12 protein-coding genes are annotated in these 15,147 nt (G+C 70.8%); 3 read left to right on the top strand and 9 right to left on the bottom strand.

The annotated features are described in order from the left end of the window. Positions 1-14: 14 nt before the first annotated feature. Complete coding sequence (locus tag NGF19_RS21705; protein WP_252426742.1) at positions 15-506, bottom strand: PaaI family thioesterase; 492 nt, start codon at positions 504-506, stop codon at positions 15-17. A 162-nt stretch (positions 507-668) separates the two neighbouring features. On the opposite strand from NGF19_RS21705, the gene NGF19_RS21700 reads away from it, so the two are divergent. Continuing rightward, a complete protein-coding gene (locus tag NGF19_RS21700; RefSeq protein ID WP_252426741.1) occupies positions 669-2,600 on the top strand; it encodes a hypothetical protein in 1,932 nt (643 codons plus the stop codon). Between the two features lie 122 nt (positions 2,601-2,722). Here the strand turns inward: NGF19_RS21700 and NGF19_RS21695 are convergent, their stop codons facing one another. Further along, positions 2,723-4,267, bottom strand: a complete 1,545-nt coding sequence (locus NGF19_RS21695) for a DUF2336 domain-containing protein (RefSeq protein ID WP_252426740.1) — start codon at positions 4,265-4,267, stop codon at positions 2,723-2,725. A gap of 202 nt (positions 4,268-4,469) precedes the next feature. On the opposite strand from NGF19_RS21695, the gene NGF19_RS21690 reads away from it, so the two are divergent. After that, positions 4,470-5,315 (top strand): NAD(P)H-binding protein, encoded by an 846-nt coding sequence (locus tag NGF19_RS21690; protein ID WP_252426739.1) that lies wholly within the window; start codon positions 4,470-4,472, stop codon positions 5,313-5,315. Here NGF19_RS21690 and NGF19_RS21685 read toward each other — a convergent pair. Further along, positions 5,295-6,752, bottom strand: coding sequence for an alpha/beta hydrolase (locus tag NGF19_RS21685; RefSeq protein ID WP_252426738.1), 1,458 nt, complete (start codon positions 6,750-6,752; stop codon positions 5,295-5,297). The two genes, NGF19_RS21690 and NGF19_RS21685, sit on opposite strands and share 21 nt — an antisense overlap. A 252-nt stretch (positions 6,753-7,004) precedes the next feature. On the opposite strand from NGF19_RS21685, the gene NGF19_RS31000 reads away from it, so the two are divergent. After that, a complete protein-coding gene (locus NGF19_RS31000) occupies positions 7,005-7,991 on the top strand; it encodes an ArsR/SmtB family transcription factor (protein WP_252426737.1) in 987 nt (328 codons plus the stop codon). 10 nt (positions 7,992-8,001) lie between these two features. Here the strand turns inward: NGF19_RS31000 and NGF19_RS21675 are convergent, their stop codons facing one another. From NGF19_RS21675 to NGF19_RS21650, 6 genes are all read right to left on the bottom strand, one after another. Continuing rightward, positions 8,002-9,336, bottom strand: coding sequence for a hypothetical protein (locus NGF19_RS21675; RefSeq protein ID WP_252426736.1), 1,335 nt, complete (start codon positions 9,334-9,336; stop codon positions 8,002-8,004). Beyond that, positions 9,333-10,340 (bottom strand): ATP-grasp domain-containing protein, encoded by a 1,008-nt coding sequence (locus NGF19_RS21670; RefSeq protein ID WP_252426735.1) that lies wholly within the window; start codon positions 10,338-10,340, stop codon positions 9,333-9,335. Before NGF19_RS21670 ends, NGF19_RS21675 begins: the two co-directional genes overlap by 4 nt. 42 nt (positions 10,341-10,382) lie before the next feature. Continuing rightward, a complete protein-coding gene (locus tag NGF19_RS21665) occupies positions 10,383-11,561 on the bottom strand; it encodes an ATP-grasp domain-containing protein (RefSeq protein ID WP_252426734.1) in 1,179 nt (392 codons plus the stop codon). After that, positions 11,554-12,750, bottom strand: a complete 1,197-nt coding sequence (locus tag NGF19_RS21660; RefSeq protein ID WP_252426733.1) for an MFS transporter — start codon at positions 12,748-12,750, stop codon at positions 11,554-11,556. Before NGF19_RS21660 ends, NGF19_RS21665 begins: the two co-directional genes overlap by 8 nt. Then, positions 12,747-13,928 (bottom strand): ATP-grasp domain-containing protein, encoded by a 1,182-nt coding sequence (locus NGF19_RS21655; protein ID WP_252426732.1) that lies wholly within the window; start codon positions 13,926-13,928, stop codon positions 12,747-12,749. The genes NGF19_RS21660 and NGF19_RS21655 overlap by 4 nt, the downstream gene beginning before the upstream one ends. Positions 13,929-14,021: 93 nt before the next feature. Beyond that, a complete protein-coding gene (locus tag NGF19_RS21650; protein WP_252426731.1) occupies positions 14,022-15,062 on the bottom strand; it encodes a pyridoxal-phosphate dependent enzyme in 1,041 nt (346 codons plus the stop codon). Positions 15,063-15,147: the final 85 nt, after the last annotated feature.

The following is a 15,147-nucleotide window of genomic DNA, read 5'->3' as shown; positions in this document are numbered from 1 at the left end:
TTGGTGACCGGCCGTCAGGAGGCGCCGCGCACCTCTCCGTTCGACGTGCCCGTGTAGGAGATCGCGCCCTGTGCGACGGCGCACAGGGTCTCGACACCGTCGCCGTCCACGGTGGTCAGTTCGCAGCGACAGACGGCGCGCGTGCGGCCCGCCCGGATCACCTTGGCCTGGGCGCGCAGGAGTTCGCCCGTGGCCGGGCGCAGATAGTCGATGGTGAACCCGGCGGTGAGGGGGCTGCTCCCGGATGCCGTGCCGGCGGCGAAGGTCAGCGCGTTGTCCGCCGCGTAGCTGAGGACGCCGCCGTGGACGTATCCGTACTGCTGGCGCAGCTCCTCGCGGATGTCCAGTTCCAGCGTCGCCTCACCGTCACCGAAGGACACCAGCCGGGTACCCAGCAGAACGCTGAACGGCTGGGCCGCCAGGACCTTTCGGGCGAAGGCCAGGTCCGGAGTCTCCAGGTCCGCGGTGTCCAGGTCCGGGGTGTCCAGGTCCGGGGCGTCGTTCATGTTCCAGCCTCACTTCGGTATCAGTGAAGTCAGGATCGTGTCAGGCGTGTGCCACGCGTCGCAACAGGAAGAAGCAGTTGCATGGGCGTCAATTGGCCTGCTGGAAGCCGTTCCTGGAGACTGAGCGGAAGCAAGTCCCATGGATCAGCAGGGGGAGAACTCGTGAAGGAAGTCCCGGACCGCGCACCGTTCGAGGAAGTGCACCGTGCGGCGGTCGCCGCCATTGACCTGCTGCGGCAACTCGCGGTGGAGCAAGGTGGCGTCGAACCGCCCCTGCCCCGCGACGACATGGCCGTGGGATTCCTCGGACGTACCCACTTCTCCCACTGGCCTGGTCCGAACGGCTGTCCCGAGTGGCTGCTCGAGGCATGGCGACGCTGCGACTACCCGGTCGACCACCCGCACGCGCCGCGCCGTACCGTGCCCATCGGTCGCGACCGGCTGTTGGAACAGCTCCGCGACGAGGTGGAATCGCCGTTTCCTCGCTGGGCAGCGAAGCTGGTGATGTGTGCGGAGTTGTCGGCCGCCTATCTCGACGGGACACTCACCCCGGCGGAGATCCTGGCCGCGTACCCGGCGCGGTGGACGATGCCCGTCCGCGAGAGGTTCGAGTACGGACGCCTTCGCCGCGCCTACGAACGCGAACTCCAGGCCCACCTCAAGGCCTCGCTCGGCGCGGACACCGATGCCTGGCTGCGGCTGCTCACGGTGGTCGACCAGGACTGCGCGCCCGACACCGACGGCCCGTCGGCCTTCCTCGGCTGGCCGGAACTGGTGAAGCGATCCCAGGACATCGACGCGGCCGACCCCGAACGCTTCGTACCGGCAAAGGACTTGACGAGCAAGAAGGTCGAGGACCTGCTCTTTTATGCGCGATGGTGGTGGCCGGCAGGCGAAGTGCTGCGACGCTGCGACGCCGATACGCTCGACGTCCTCATACCGGTGCTGCCCGCCGGTACACGCCTGGCGCTCGCCCGATACACCGTGGCCCTGCGGCACGGCACACCGCGCGAGGTCCTGGAACATCTGCTGCGCAGCGATGACCGAGAGGCTCTGCGGGCCGTGGCCGAGGGCATCGACCTCACTCCGCGAACCGCCCTGCGCCTGCTCACGGTCGGCGACCCGGACATCCATCTCGCCGTGCTGGGCGTGCACTTCTACATCCACGCCGAGGAACATGTCGCGGCCCTCACCGACCCCGCGGTGCCGCTCGCACCGTTCGTCGACCGCATTCCGTGGAACGCCCTGCCCGACTGCCTCCATGCCATCGAACCCGAGCTCATCGAGGCCGCGTTCGCCAGCAGCCACCAGGCGAAGTTCAAGATGCCGGAGCAGTTGACCGGCTGTCTGAACCTGCTCAGGCAGGGCGGCCCGGCGCGGCTCGCCGCGTTGCTCGCCAGCGGCAGGGTGTCGCCGGGCGCGGCGCGTATCTGCCGGACGGCACTGGCCGCCCCCGATCCGTTGGCGGCTCTGGAGGCCCGCGTGGAGCGGGAGTTGACGACGCCCAAGCTGGTGTCGCGGCTTCGTCGCCTGGGTTCGAGGGCCGGTTCCGATCAAGCCGACCGGCTGATGCGGATCTTCTCCCGGCTCGACTGGGACCTCCTGGAGGTCGAGCACGCCCGCGAGCCGTTCCGCTTCTGGCCGCAGATGGTCAATCGGCAAGACACCCCGCTGGACGTGGCCGCGCGGCACACCGACGCGATCGAGACGGACCACCGCCGCCACCGCCCGGAGACCGACCGCCCCGAGGTGGCCAGGGTCCTCGTACGTTCCGGGCTGTCCTTCAGTGCCAACCCGGATGCGGCGAACCTGCAACTCGAAGACCTGCTGACCACCGAAGTGATCAGCACCGACGACCTCCTCCACGACGCCGGGCTCGGCCCCTGCGTCCTGCGCTACCTCGCCGAGGCACGCCTCAGGCCGGATGCCCCGCCCCAGGCCGTCGAGGCGGTCGACAAGCTCGCGGAACTCGTCCGAACCCATCTGCCCGCGACGGACGACGAGGCTTGGCAGCGCCTGTACACCCGACTCGCAGGACTCGACCCGAGCGGCCCGGAACGGGGCACGATCCATGACATCCTGACGACCGCGTAACCGGCGACCCGGCCCCCCGCCGTCGCTCTGCCGAGCGGCGGCAGGCGCGGCGGGGTCGAGGGCGAGCCGGGCGCTCACAGCGCGCGTAGGCCGGGTGCTCACAGTCCGCGTAGGCCGGGTGTTCACAGCCCGCGTAGCAGGTCCGACATCACGGCGGGTGGCAGCGACGGGTTGGCGGCTGCCGCTTGGACCACCTGCCAGTCCTGGTCGGCAAGGAGTTCCACGATGACGGGCGGCGGCAGTGCCGGGTGTCCGGCCGCTACAGGTCTCGCCCGATCGTCGGTCAGACAGACGACCAACGCCGGGGCTGTCGCGTGACGGTGCCGTGCGATCTCTCTCAACGCCCTTGGTACCGGAGGTTCGTGGCGGGCCAGGTCGTCCAACAGAGCTGGAGACGCGTCCGGGTTGGCCGCCACCTTGGCGAGGACCCGGGCCCCGTGTCGGTCGACCAGGGTGCGCAACTGCCCTTCGGACAAGCCCGGGTGCGCCGCGATGGACCTGGCCACCTTCGCGTCGCGGTCATGGACCAGCGCGTCGCGGACCTCGCGCGGCAGATCGCGGCGTTGAGCCAGCAGCATCCGCGCGGCCGGGTGCGCCGACCGGGCCAGCTCCTCGACCTCGGCGGGGGAGGCGGAGGCGATCCTCGGCACCAGTACGTCTCCGATCTTGGTGGTAGCGGCGAGACGGATGAGCACGTCGAGCGGTACGCGAGGGTTGAACGCGACACCGCGCCGCACGTCGGAGGAACGGTCCTCGGCCAACCCGCGGATCAGGGCGTCGCCGATCGCGGGGTTCTCGGCGAGGTCGGCGCGCACACCGGGAACGGGGTCCGCGGCCAGTTGCCCGTACACCTCCGGGGGCAGACCGGGGCGGGCGGCGAGTGCCCAGCGCAGCAGCATGGAAGGGTGGCCTACGAAGTCGACGACGGCGTCGGCGGGTGTCGCCGGGTTCCGCAGCGCCGCCTGCTGTAGGGCATGCAGCGTGGACTCGTGGGAGCCGTCGCAGGAGGCGCCCGGCGGCAGCTCGCAGTCGAGCCGAGGGCAGTGCGGATCGTGCACGAACGGAGTCTCTTCGCGGTCGCAGACCAGGCACCGCCGAGCGGGAGGCAGCCCCTCGCCGGTGACCAGCGCCGCCAGGACGGCCGGGGGCGTCGCCTCGTTGACCGCCACCGCACGGCGCACCTCGGCGTGTGGATGTTCCGCGAGCCTGCCCGTCACCTCCGGCGCGGCCCACAACGCGAGTTCCACGACCACTCGTACGTCCGAGTCCGCGGCGAGCGTCCTGACCACGTCGGGCGGGAGGTCGGGGCACGCGGCCAACTCCTCCCGGCGCTCCACGACAGGATCAGCCGCGAGCAGGCGCGCCCACTCCGGGCTGCCGACACCCTCGTACAACAGGGCGAGGGCGGCGCGCGGTTGTGCCACCGGATCGATGTCGACGGCGGTCAGCCGACCCGCTCGGGCCAGCCGGGCAGCGCACTCCTCAGCACGCGAGACCAACGCGACGGCCTGTTCATGACTGAGGTCCGTGCGACCGGCCAACTCGCCCGCGAGGTCGCCGATGTCACCAAACCCGGTGACGTCGGCGTCCGCGATCGCGATCAGACGGTCGACCGACTCCGCAGGCAGGGCCGCATTCGCAGCGAGCCCGAGAAGAACATGGTTCACAGGCGCATCCTGCCCGGACCACGCCTTGACCGGCGCGAGAATTTCGACAGTCCTACGCCGCCGACGTCGCGAGCAGGCGCCGCCGAGAACGGATGTGCGGTTCTCGCCGTAGCAGTATCGCCGGACTTGCCCCCCTATATTGCGGCAGGTCAAGGCACTTGGCCCGCGGACATCAAGGCGGCGGAAGGAAGGGAGACGGGTCGTGATCCTGGTGACGGGAGCTACGGGAACCATCGGGCGCGAGGTGGTCCGCTGCCTCGGCCCGGAGCGGGACGTCCGTATCCTCGCCCGGGATCCCGCGCGGGTGGTCGGGGCCTCGCCGTGCGCCGACGTCGTGGCGGGTGATTACGCGGACGAGGCCTCCCTCGCCCGTGCGCTCGCCGGGGTGAGCCGCGCGTTCCTGGTCACCAACCGGATCGGTGACGATGACGAGCGGTTCGTCCGGGCCGCACGGGCGGCCGGGGTACGACACGTGGTGAAGCTGTCCGCGGCGGCCGTGAACGATGCGGGAGCACAGGACCTCATCACCCGCCAACAGCGCGCCACCGAGGGCCTGTTGCGTGCCTCCGGGCTGGCGTGGACCCTGCTGCGCCCCCGCTCCTTCATGTCCAACACGCTCGCCTGGGCACCCTCGGTGCGCGAGGAACGCGTGGTGCGCGCGCTGAACGGCACCTCACGCAACGCGTGCGTCGATCCGCGGGACGTCGCGGAGGTGGCGGTGCGCGCGCTGACGCAGGAGGGGCATACCGGGTGCGCCTACACCCTGACCGGGCCCGAGCCCCTCTCGGCCCGCGACCAGACACGGGAACTCGGGCGCCAGTTGGGCATCGAGTTGGCCTTCGAGGAACTCGGGCTCGACGCCGCCCGCGCGCTCCTCGGCAGAAGGTACCCACCGACCGTGGTCGAGGCCTTGCTGGAGAGCGCCCGGCGCCAGGAGGAGAACGCCAAGTCGGCTGTCGCACCGACGGTGTTGGAGGTCACCGGCAGACCGGCCAGGTCGTACGCCGACTGGGTCGCCGACCATCTGTCAGCCTTCAGAGGCCCCTGAGCGCCGGCCCAGCAGGAAGTCGAACACCGCCTGACGGCCGTTGCCCGCCCTGCTCTGCACCGAGTGCGCCGCACCCGGCACCACGACCACCTGGGCCCGCGGCGTGAGTCTCTTCTGGTCGTACAGCCACTCCAGAGGCGTCGACAGGTCGCGGTCCCCACCGAGCAGCAGGACCGGCACGCCCGGCAGCTTGCGGTGCTGCGGCGGCAGGGGCGGGACCGGGGTACGCGGCCAGTGCAGACAAGCGAGCATCGAGCCGAGGCCTGTCGCCGTGGCCGCGTCGAACGGGCCGTAGTCGGCGGAAGTCAGCTTCGCGCCCGCCTTCTCCAGCGCCTGGCGCCGACCCGCCACGGGCGTGTCCGAGCTGCCCCAGGGGTAGCGTCCGTCCAGGCACAGCGTGGCGGCGTGCAGCCCCTGGCTCAGCTCCTCGGCGCTCATGGCGCCGCCCTGCCGCGCCCCCGCTATCAGTGCGCGCAGCATGCCGGGGTCACCGCCTGCCGCCCGGTGCAGCGCGTCGATCATCGCCGCGTAGTCCGGGTCCACGAACTCCCAGGTGGTCAGGGCGTCGATCACATCGACCCCGAGGCCGTACCGGCGTACCACCTCGGCCAGATCGGCCGCCGGGTCCGTAGTGCAGCCGGTCGCCCGGCAGGCCGCCGTCAGCACGCGCGGGGCCGCGCGCAGGGCGGCACGGTCCATCGGGTCGTACCCCGTCTGCGGCACCACCGAGTCCAACACCAGCCGCGTCACGCGCTGCGGATGGGCCAGGGCATACCGCTCCGCGGTGTACGTGCCGTACGAGACGCCGTCGAGGGTCACCTTCCGTACCCCCAGCGCCTTGCGCAGCAGTTCGAGGTCGGCGACCGTGTCGGTGGTGCTGTAGAAGCGCCGTTGGGGACCGATGGCCGCGGCGCAGTCCGTCACCGCCCGGGCCGTGGGAGGCGTGAGGTCCGATGACCCCATCTGCAGTTGCAGCTCCGGGCAGGGGAGCGCATTGGGCCCGGTACCGCGCTGGTCGATCAGGACGAGGCGGTAGTCCTTCAGCACCGGACTCAGACGGTCGCTGAGCCGTTCGACGAACGGGACGCCCGGCTCGCCCGGACCGCCGGTCAGGAAGAGCAGAACCCCCTTGGGGGCCTTCACGTTGTCCGCCATCGCGACCTTGAGGCCCAACGTCCCCGGCACGCCGCCGCGGTGGTCGAGCGGGACGGTCAGCGTGGCGCAGGTGAAGCCCTTCGTGTCAGGGCAGGCCGCGGCGCCGGAGAGCCCCCCGTTCCGTCCCGCCGGTGCCGCGGCTGCCCCGTCCTGTGCCGAGGACGTACAGGTCCCCGACACCGTCAGCAGGCCGGCGGCGGCCAGTGCGACCGCCCCCAGGCCTGCGGGTCTCCTACCCGTACGGGCCTTGCGCCCCTTCCGGGTTCCTCGACTGCGCCACATCCCCCGCACCCCCCCGTGTCCTCTCGTCCCCGTATCCGCTCCGGCGGACGCGTACGGCACCCCGATGTCCCCGGGCCCCCGCGTATCCTTGGGATCCTTCGTGTCCTTCGTGTCCTTCGGATCCCGCGCATCTGCCGCATCTGCCGCATCCCCGCTGACACCAGACTGCGCCGGACACGCCCGTGAGAGCGAGCGTTCGTGCGAGGATTCGACCAGGTTCGAAGGGGACGCGGGAGCGGCAGGGGAGGACCCGTGATCGAACTCGTCGTGGACGCAGCCGGGTTGGCTCGCTCCCGCTTCGCCGTCTCGCCGTTGCACGAGGTCGCGGCGACCTTGCTCCCCTGGGGCGTACGCCCGAACGGCCACACCGATCCCTGGGTCGCGCGCGCCCGCCGCGTGCTGCGCCGGGCGCGACTACCCCTGCTGTCCGAACTGGCCCTGGACGGCGGGGGATACGTACCGGACTTCCTCAACCCGCTCCCCGCCGGACCCTCGCCCTCGGTCGAGGACGAGCTGGAGCGGGTCCGCAACACCCCGCCCGACCGTGTGCTGGCCGAGTTGACGGCGCTGGTCGCGGGCCGCCCGGACAGCGGTCTGCCCGGCGGCCGACTGCGCCCCGAGGTACGGCGGGCCATGGCGCGCGGCGGAGCACAGGTCGCCCGGCGGGTCGCGGACGAACTACGGTGCTACTGGGACCTGGCCTTCGCCCCGTACTGGGACACCGCCAAGGCCACGCTCGAAGCGGAGGTCGACCGATGCGCCGGTGTCCAGGCCCGGCACGGCGCGGCCGGACTGTTCAACTCGCTGCACCCCGACATCGCGTGGCAGGACGGCGCGTTGCGCGTCGACAGCCCCTTCACCGTGGCCATGCCCGTGCCGCTGGTGATCGTGGTGCCCTCCTTGGTGGCGCCCCGACCCGCGGTGGCGGTGGACCCGGTGTGCGGCGAGCGCAGACCGCCCATGCTGGTCTTCCCCGTACCCGACCGGGCCACCGCCGCGGTGCCTCCCTCCGCCGAACTGGCCAAGCTGCTCGGCCCGACCCGCGCCGGTCTGCTCACCGCGTTGGCGCGCCCGGCCTCCACCACACAACTCGCGAAGCGCCACTTCCTCAGCCCCGCCACGGTCTCCTACCACCTGGGCGTCCTGCACCAGGCGGGACTCGTCACCCGGGCCCGCGACGGACGCGCGGTCCTCTACCGCCGCACCTCGGCGGGCTCCCGGCTGGCAACGACTGGCTAGCCGCCTTGCGTTACTCCTCCCGGACAGTCAACAGGGCTGCCACCTCTGCGCCGTTGGACGCGTTGATCGTGGACTGCGGCCGTGCCGGGGCATGGCGCACGAACACCCCGGCGTGGGTACCGCCGAACACGAGGGGTGCCAGGACCAGTTCGCGTTCGGTGGCCGACGGTGCTCCCGGGAGCCGTACGGTGGTGGGGTGTTGGCGGGCCTGGAGGATGTAGCGCTCGTCGGTGTCGGCGAGCCGGGTCTCCAAGAGGGTGCGCCAGTCCCGCTCGCCCAGGGCGGAGCCGAACTCGACGTTCTTGCCGCCGTACGCGGAGGCGGGCTTGCAGATCAGCCGGTCGCGGTCGGCGAGGGCGCGGTCCAGGGTGTCGGGGCGCAGCCGGACGGTCGTCGGTATGGAGCGGGTGACCAGGGCGCGTTCCTCGGCGGTGAGCAGTCCGGTGAACTCGGGGTCGTGGAGCAGTGCCAGGTTGCCCTTGTTGTCGTAGAGGGCGGCGGCCGGGGACCCGATGAAGTCCACCAGGCCCGCGCTGTCGAGTTCCATGAGCCGACGGGTGAGGGCGGGTGGTACGAACGCCTTCGTCTCGTGCCAGGTGTACGCGGTGAAGACGGCGTCGATCGGATCGCCCTCGAACGTGACGCCCGTGTCGCCGAGTTGCAGGTCGGTGACGAGACCGCAGCGGACGTGGTGACCGGCGGAGCGCAGCATGTCCACGAAGAAGCGGCGCCCACCGTCGAGGTCCGCCGGGTCGGCGGTGGCCTCGAACACCCGCAGCGGTCCCGCGCCACGGGCCCGGACGAGCCCGGCGAAGACCTCCAGCCAGGTCTTCGCCGTGTCCGGTGCGTCGAGGGGCATTCCGCGCTCCGCGAGGAACGCGGCGTAGGCCGATGCGCGGGTGGCCGCGGTGTACGGGGCGAGGGTGCTGAGGCCGCCGAGCGAGGTGGCCACGTTCAGTTCGACCAGCTTCAGGCCGTCGTCCGTCAGCACCAGGTCCGGGCGCATGAAGGCGGTGGCGACCCGCCGCAGCCGAGGCCGACGGAGCGCCTCGGTCATGAGCGCCGCATCCTCGGCGGGTACGCCCAGGTAGGCGGCCCATGCTTCGAGGTCGTCGCCGAAGACCCTGCGGGGGAAGCCGGAGATCAGCTCGGCCAGGCGCAGTCCTGTCGTGGCGGTCTCCGCCGCGGCCTCGGCGGTGAACACCTGGGGCGGGTAGGCGGTTTGCCAGTCGGGCCGCTGGAGCGCCTTGCCGAACCGCTCCCGGTCGGGTTCGGCCTCCGGCCCTGACGCGAAGTCCTCCCATGCCGCCACGGCCCGCGCGTCGAGCCAGGACCAGGCGCTCACGACAGCTTCCCGGCGGTACGCAGGGCCGCCAGCACGGTGTCGACGGCCTCGGAGGAGCGGTCCTCGCCGGTGGCGAGCTGGTGGTAGCTCAGGCCGCCGGGATTGACCATGTTGACCTCGATGACGTACGGGTACGCCATGTCGATGCCGGAGTAGAAGACCCCGAGGTCCATCAGCCGCTTGCCCAGCGCACGCACGAACCGGTCTTCCTCCTCGGTCAGTTCGAGCTTCTCGAAGCGCGCGCCGAGGGTGGCGTTGGAGCGGTTGTCGTGCTCGGGGTGGAAGCGCAGGAAGCCGGAGACCGGCTCGCCACCGGCGATGATCACGCGCTTCTCGTTCTCGCGGACGTTGGGGATGTACTCCTGGACGGCGGCGTGCCGCTTGGCCATGCCGATGATGTCGCGGCCGTAACGCCCGTACCGCGAGGCCGCGTTGCCGGTGGCCGAGCCCAGCAGCGCCGAGCGGTTGCGGTCGTACTTGTTGACGACGAAGACATCGGCGCCGCAGCCGTCGTTGGTCGGCTTGACGACCCAGGAGCGGTCGGGGTCGGACTCGACGAGGTTGTTCAGGAAGTCGAAGTCGTTGGTCACGTACGACGTCGGCAGGTGCTCGCCGGGCACGATGGCGACGAGGTTGGTCTTGGTGTTGAGGAAGAACAGGGCGGAGGCGTCGTTGACGAACGGCACCCGCTGGTTGAGCAGCCACAGCAGCAGGAAGGAGTCGTTGCCCGCCTCGGGGTGCGTGCCCGCGAGCACCCACACCAGGTCGAACTCCTCGGCGGAGGCGGCGGTTTCGCTCAGGGAAGGGAAGTCGCCGCCGGAGGTGAACTCGTCGGTGACCTGCATACGGTCGCAGACGACGACGGAGTCGTGCACACCGAGGGTGTCGATGTCACCGATGTGCACCTCGTGGCCCTCGCGGTAGAGGGCGCTGGGGATGATCGAGTGGTTGTCGAGCGCGAAGGAGGAGGCCTCGGAGACGAGGACGAGGATCTTGTACGACACGATGGGCACCTAACGGTTCGAGGGGGAACGGGCCGAGGGCGGTCAGGCGGTCGCGGTGAGGGTGCGCACCGCGCGGGCGAGGTTGGTCTCCAACTCGTCGCGGGTGCTGCCGGTGGCGACGACGAAGCCGTGCCGGTCGCCCGACTGGCGGACCTCCGGCGGCCGTTGGCCGGGCTCGACGGTGATGGCGACTTCGGCGACACCAGGCAGCGAGGCGACCAGTTCGGTACTGATGCCCGGCATCGGGACCGTACGGTCGAAGGTGACGAAGCGAATGCCGGCCACCCGCTGGTGGGCGGCGGCCGGGGGCGCGGGCAGGCCGAGCACGGTGGCCATCGTCTGCGCGAACACGTCCTCGTCGAGGGCGAGACACAGCAGATCGCTGATCCGGTCGCCGCCGGGGCGGCCGTGCGACTCGATGAGGCGGGGGCCGCCCGCGGTGAGCATGATCTCGGTGTGCGAGGGGCCGTAGCGGTAGCCGACCGCGTCCAGCATCCCGGTGACGAGGTCGCGGATCGCCGCCTCGGCCGAGGCGTCCAGCCGTACCGGCAGCGTGTGTCCGGTCTCCACGAAGTGGGGCGCGCCCGTGGTCGTCTTCTCAGTGATCGCCAGGATGCGGTGACCGCCCTGCGTACTGAGCGCCTCCACGCTGTACTCGGCGCCGGACAGGAACTCCTCGACGATGTGCGGGGTGTCGAAGCGCAGGGCGGCGAGGTAGCGCTCCGTCTCCTCCCGGTCGGCCAGGTAGCGCACGCCCGAACTGCCGGTGCCGTCCACGGGCTTGACCACACAGGGGTGGCCGATCCGCTCGATGGCGGCGGGCAGTTCGTCCTTCGCCGTACAGGTGACGTACGCGACCGGGGCGCCGGCCCGGTCGCCGACCGCGGCCCGCAGCCGCGCCTTGTCCTTGAACGCGGCCGGTGCCTCGGGCGGGTTGCCGGGCCAGCCGAGGCGTGCGTTGACGACCGCGGACGCCGTGGAGCCCAGCTCTCCGAAGCCGAAGCAGCTTACGGGGGACGGCAGTTCGAGGGCGTGCAACTGTTCCACGAGCGCGTCGAGGTCGGTCGTCCAGGGGATGCGCAGGACGGGTTGGGGGGTGTTGTCGGGCAGGGGTGCCTCGGGGTCGGCGACGACGATGATGGACAGGCCGAGCTTCTGGGCGGCGGTGACGACCAGGTCGCGGGGGTTGAGGAGGACGGCTGTGGGCTGGATGTCAGGCATGCTGCGGGTGCACCTTCGGTAGGAGGAAACAGGTGGCTGCGGCGACGAGGGAGAACACGACGAGCACCAGCCACAGGCCCGTGTCACCGTGCAGCGTCTGCAGCAGATAGCCGCCCAGGCTGGAGCCGAGGAGGCTGCCGACGGCTCCGGCGGCGCTCATCGTGCCGAGGGCGAGTCCGGTGCGTCGGGCGGAACTGACCTTCACGGCCTGCTCGTCCAGGCTGGGCGCGATCAGCATCTCGGCGACGGTGACCGGCAGGACGAACGCGAACAGGGAGGACCATCCGGCCAGCGGGATGAACACCGCGTAGGCGCAGGCGAAGGCGACGAAGCCGACGGCGAGCAGGGTACGGGTGGTGGCCTTGCCGAACACATGGTGCAGCAGCGTGTACTGGAGCAGGACGCACAGGACACCGTTGAGCGTGAAGACCACCGAACTCGCCCCGGTGCTGCCGGTCAACTCCTTGGCGGTGATGGGCATCAGCACGTTGAGCTGGCTGTAGATCGCCCAGAACGCGACGCCGAGCAGACACAGCGGCACCCAACGCCAGCGTGCCCACTGCGGTGTCGCGGCGGCGGACGGCGCGTCCGTCGCCGTCGCCGGCGAAGTCCGCTGTGCGGGACGGTCGTTCGCCGCCGGGCGCAGGGTCAGCCGGAGGCCGAGGAGCAGATGGGAGAGGACACAGGCGGCGAGGATGTAGGAGAAGCCGAGGGGATAGACGGCCGCGCCGAGCGCCGGTCCGGCGACCACGCCGACGTTCACGAAGGTCGAGCGCAGCGCGAGCATCTCGCGCGGCTCCACACTGTCCTCCCGCACCAGCAGCGTCTTGATGGTCAACCCCAGCAGGGAGCCGCCCACGCCGATGGCCGCGATACCGGTGACGAGCGGGACCAGTCGGCCGCCGTCCCCGAGCGCGAGCAGCAGATACCCGACGATCCGCAGCGCGAAGCCGCTGATGAGCACCGCGCGCGGGCCCAGCCGGTCCACGATCAGCCCGCACACCAGGGAGAAGCCCTGGCTGCAGAACGCGAGCAGCCCCACGAGGAAGCCCACCCGCCCGGCGGGAAGGCCCTCGGCGGTGAAGTGGATGGCCAGCAGCGGCAGGAACATGAACGTCGTGAGCCCGGTGACGAGCACGGCCAGCAGCAGCGCGCGCCCGTCCGACGACGTCCGGCGCCAGGTCTTCATGACGTGGGGACTTCTTCCAGGTGCTCCATGAGCCAGGCCTCCGCCTGAAGCAGCCGCTGCTCGACCTGGGCGAGATCACGGCCGCCGACGATGACGAAGCACAGGAACGAGGTGCTGTTCTGCGCCACCGCGCCCGGCGCGAGCTTGTCGTTGACCTCGTAGCGCCGCACCCACGGGAACGGGGGGCGCCGCGGGGCGCGTACGGGGCGGCCCTGCGGCAGGATCGAGAGGGAGCCGTGCACCTGGGCGGGCGCGGCGGCCGGTGGCGGATCGACCGGCAGCCCGCAGGACTGGCGCAGCCAACTGCCGTGCAGATCAACGCCGTAGGTGAGGCGCGTGAGCGCGGGGATACGGTCGCCGCCGACCCGGGAGGCGATCTCGCACAGCACCAGTTCGTCGTCGGGGGTGTGGAACACCTCCAGGTGGTACGCGCTGACCTCGGGGGTGTCGAACGCCTCCAGCACGCGGTCGAAGAAGTCCTCGAGGCGTCGTGCGAACGCGTCCTCGGGGTGGAGCTGGATCGAGCCGTTGTTCTGCCCGGAGAAGACCCCGAGACAACTGCGCACATAGCGCGAGGAGGCCACGAACCGGTACCCCGGCGCCAGTACGGCGTCCACGTGGTACATCGGCCCCTGGACGAACTCCTCGACCATGAGGTCCTCGCGCCAGTGCCGGCGGCTGAACTCCAGCAGGTCCTCCGCGCCGCGCAGCACGGAGATGTCACGCGAGCCGCCCTGCTTCACCGGCTTGACCACGACCGGGTAGGCGTGGGCCGCGATGAAGTCGGTGAGGTCGACGATCGTCTCCAGCCGGGCGAACTCGGCGGTGGGCACGGTGCGTCGGGCGACCTCCTTCATCACGGCCTTGTCGCGGAAGGACAACGCGCTGCCCGAGGACTGGCCGGGGATCTTCAGGTCCTCGCGGATACGGGCGGCCCGTTCCAGGTCGTACTCGTTGTCCGTGATGAGATGGGTGAACGGCTGCTCCTCGGCGAGCTGCCGGATACGCAGTTCCGCGTAGGGGACGAACTCGCAGTCGGGTACGTACTCGTAGTGGGCGAAGCTCTCGGTGTTCGCCAGCTCGTGGTGGCTGAACACATGGAGGCGGCCCGCGAGTTCGGGCAGCATGGCGGCGTAGTCGCTCTTCGGGCCGTAGTTGATGACAGCGACGTTGGTCATGGAGTTGGCCTCACAGTGGGATACCGGGCTGATGTCCGGTGGGGGAGTGCGGGTCGTCCGGGGCCGGGCGGTGGCCGGTCGCGGGGGAGGGGCTCAGGCTCGCAGCGGGTAGACCGGCAGGTCGTCCTGGACGTCGTACGAGCGCCGGGTCCAGTCCATGGCGCACCAGGGGCCGGTCATGTCGGCGAGGTCCGTGATGATCCGGGGGCGGTAGTCGGGGTCGTCCTCGATGGGGCCGTCGGGCGGGAAGACCCGGTCGACATAGCGGTGTCCGGGGTCGGCGGCCAGGAACACGACGGGCCCTCCGGTGGGCTCGTTCGCGCGGACGTGCCTGGCGACCTGCCAGCCCGCCCCCGCGGAGAGACCGGCGAACACCCCAGTGGTGGACAGCAGATGGCGGCAGCCCGCGGCGGAGACATCGAAGTTGATCCAGTGGATGTCGTCGTAGGCGCGGTAGTCGATGTTGCCGAACCGGATCCCGCTGCCGATCCCGGCGATGATGAACCCGTCGAGCGGGATGGCCTCCGAACCGAAGGAACGGCTGCCGAAGGGCTGGATGCCGATCACCCGGGCGTCACAGCCGGCCTGGCGCAGATAGCGGGCCATCGCACTGGTGGAAGCGCCCGTCCCGACCCCGCCGACGAGCGTGAGGTCCTGCGAACCCAGCTCCTTGACCACGGAGTTGGCGACGCTCTCGTACCCGATGTAGTGCACGTCGTCGTGGTACTGCTGCATCCAGTACGCGTCCGGGTTGTCCTTTAAGTAGGCGTGGACCAGCCGGACCCGGGTCTCCTGGTCGTGCTGGAGCCCGTCGTCACCCGAGGGCGGGACCTGGGTGTAGGTCGCCCCGAGATACTTCAACTGGGTCCTGATGGCCGCGTCGACCGCGATGGACGCGAAGATGTGGCACTTCAGGCCCAGTTCACGGCAGACCAGCGCGAGCGCGTGGCCGTAGATACCGCTGGAGCTGTCCACCAGGGTCTGGCCCCGGCGGATGACACCACGGTCCAGGAGGTCCCTGACCGCCGCACGGACCGAGGTCACCTTCATGACCTCGAAGCGGACCACGTAGATGTTGTTGCCCAAGTCTATGAGATCCGGTTCCGACAGCTTCTCCGCGAATGAGGTGTACACCGCTTCCCTTTCCCTCGTGGCACAGTCGGTCGTCGACAGCCGAAACGTAGGAAGAGGCGGTACCGGGGCATTCCCGATCCGTTCC

This window comes from Streptomyces macrolidinus (assembly GCF_023887685.1).
Lineage (GTDB): Bacteria > Actinomycetota > Actinomycetes > Streptomycetales > Streptomycetaceae > Streptomyces > Streptomyces macrolidinus.
Note: the sequence above shows the minus strand (reverse complement) of the source record. Positions and strands in the feature narration are given on the sequence as shown.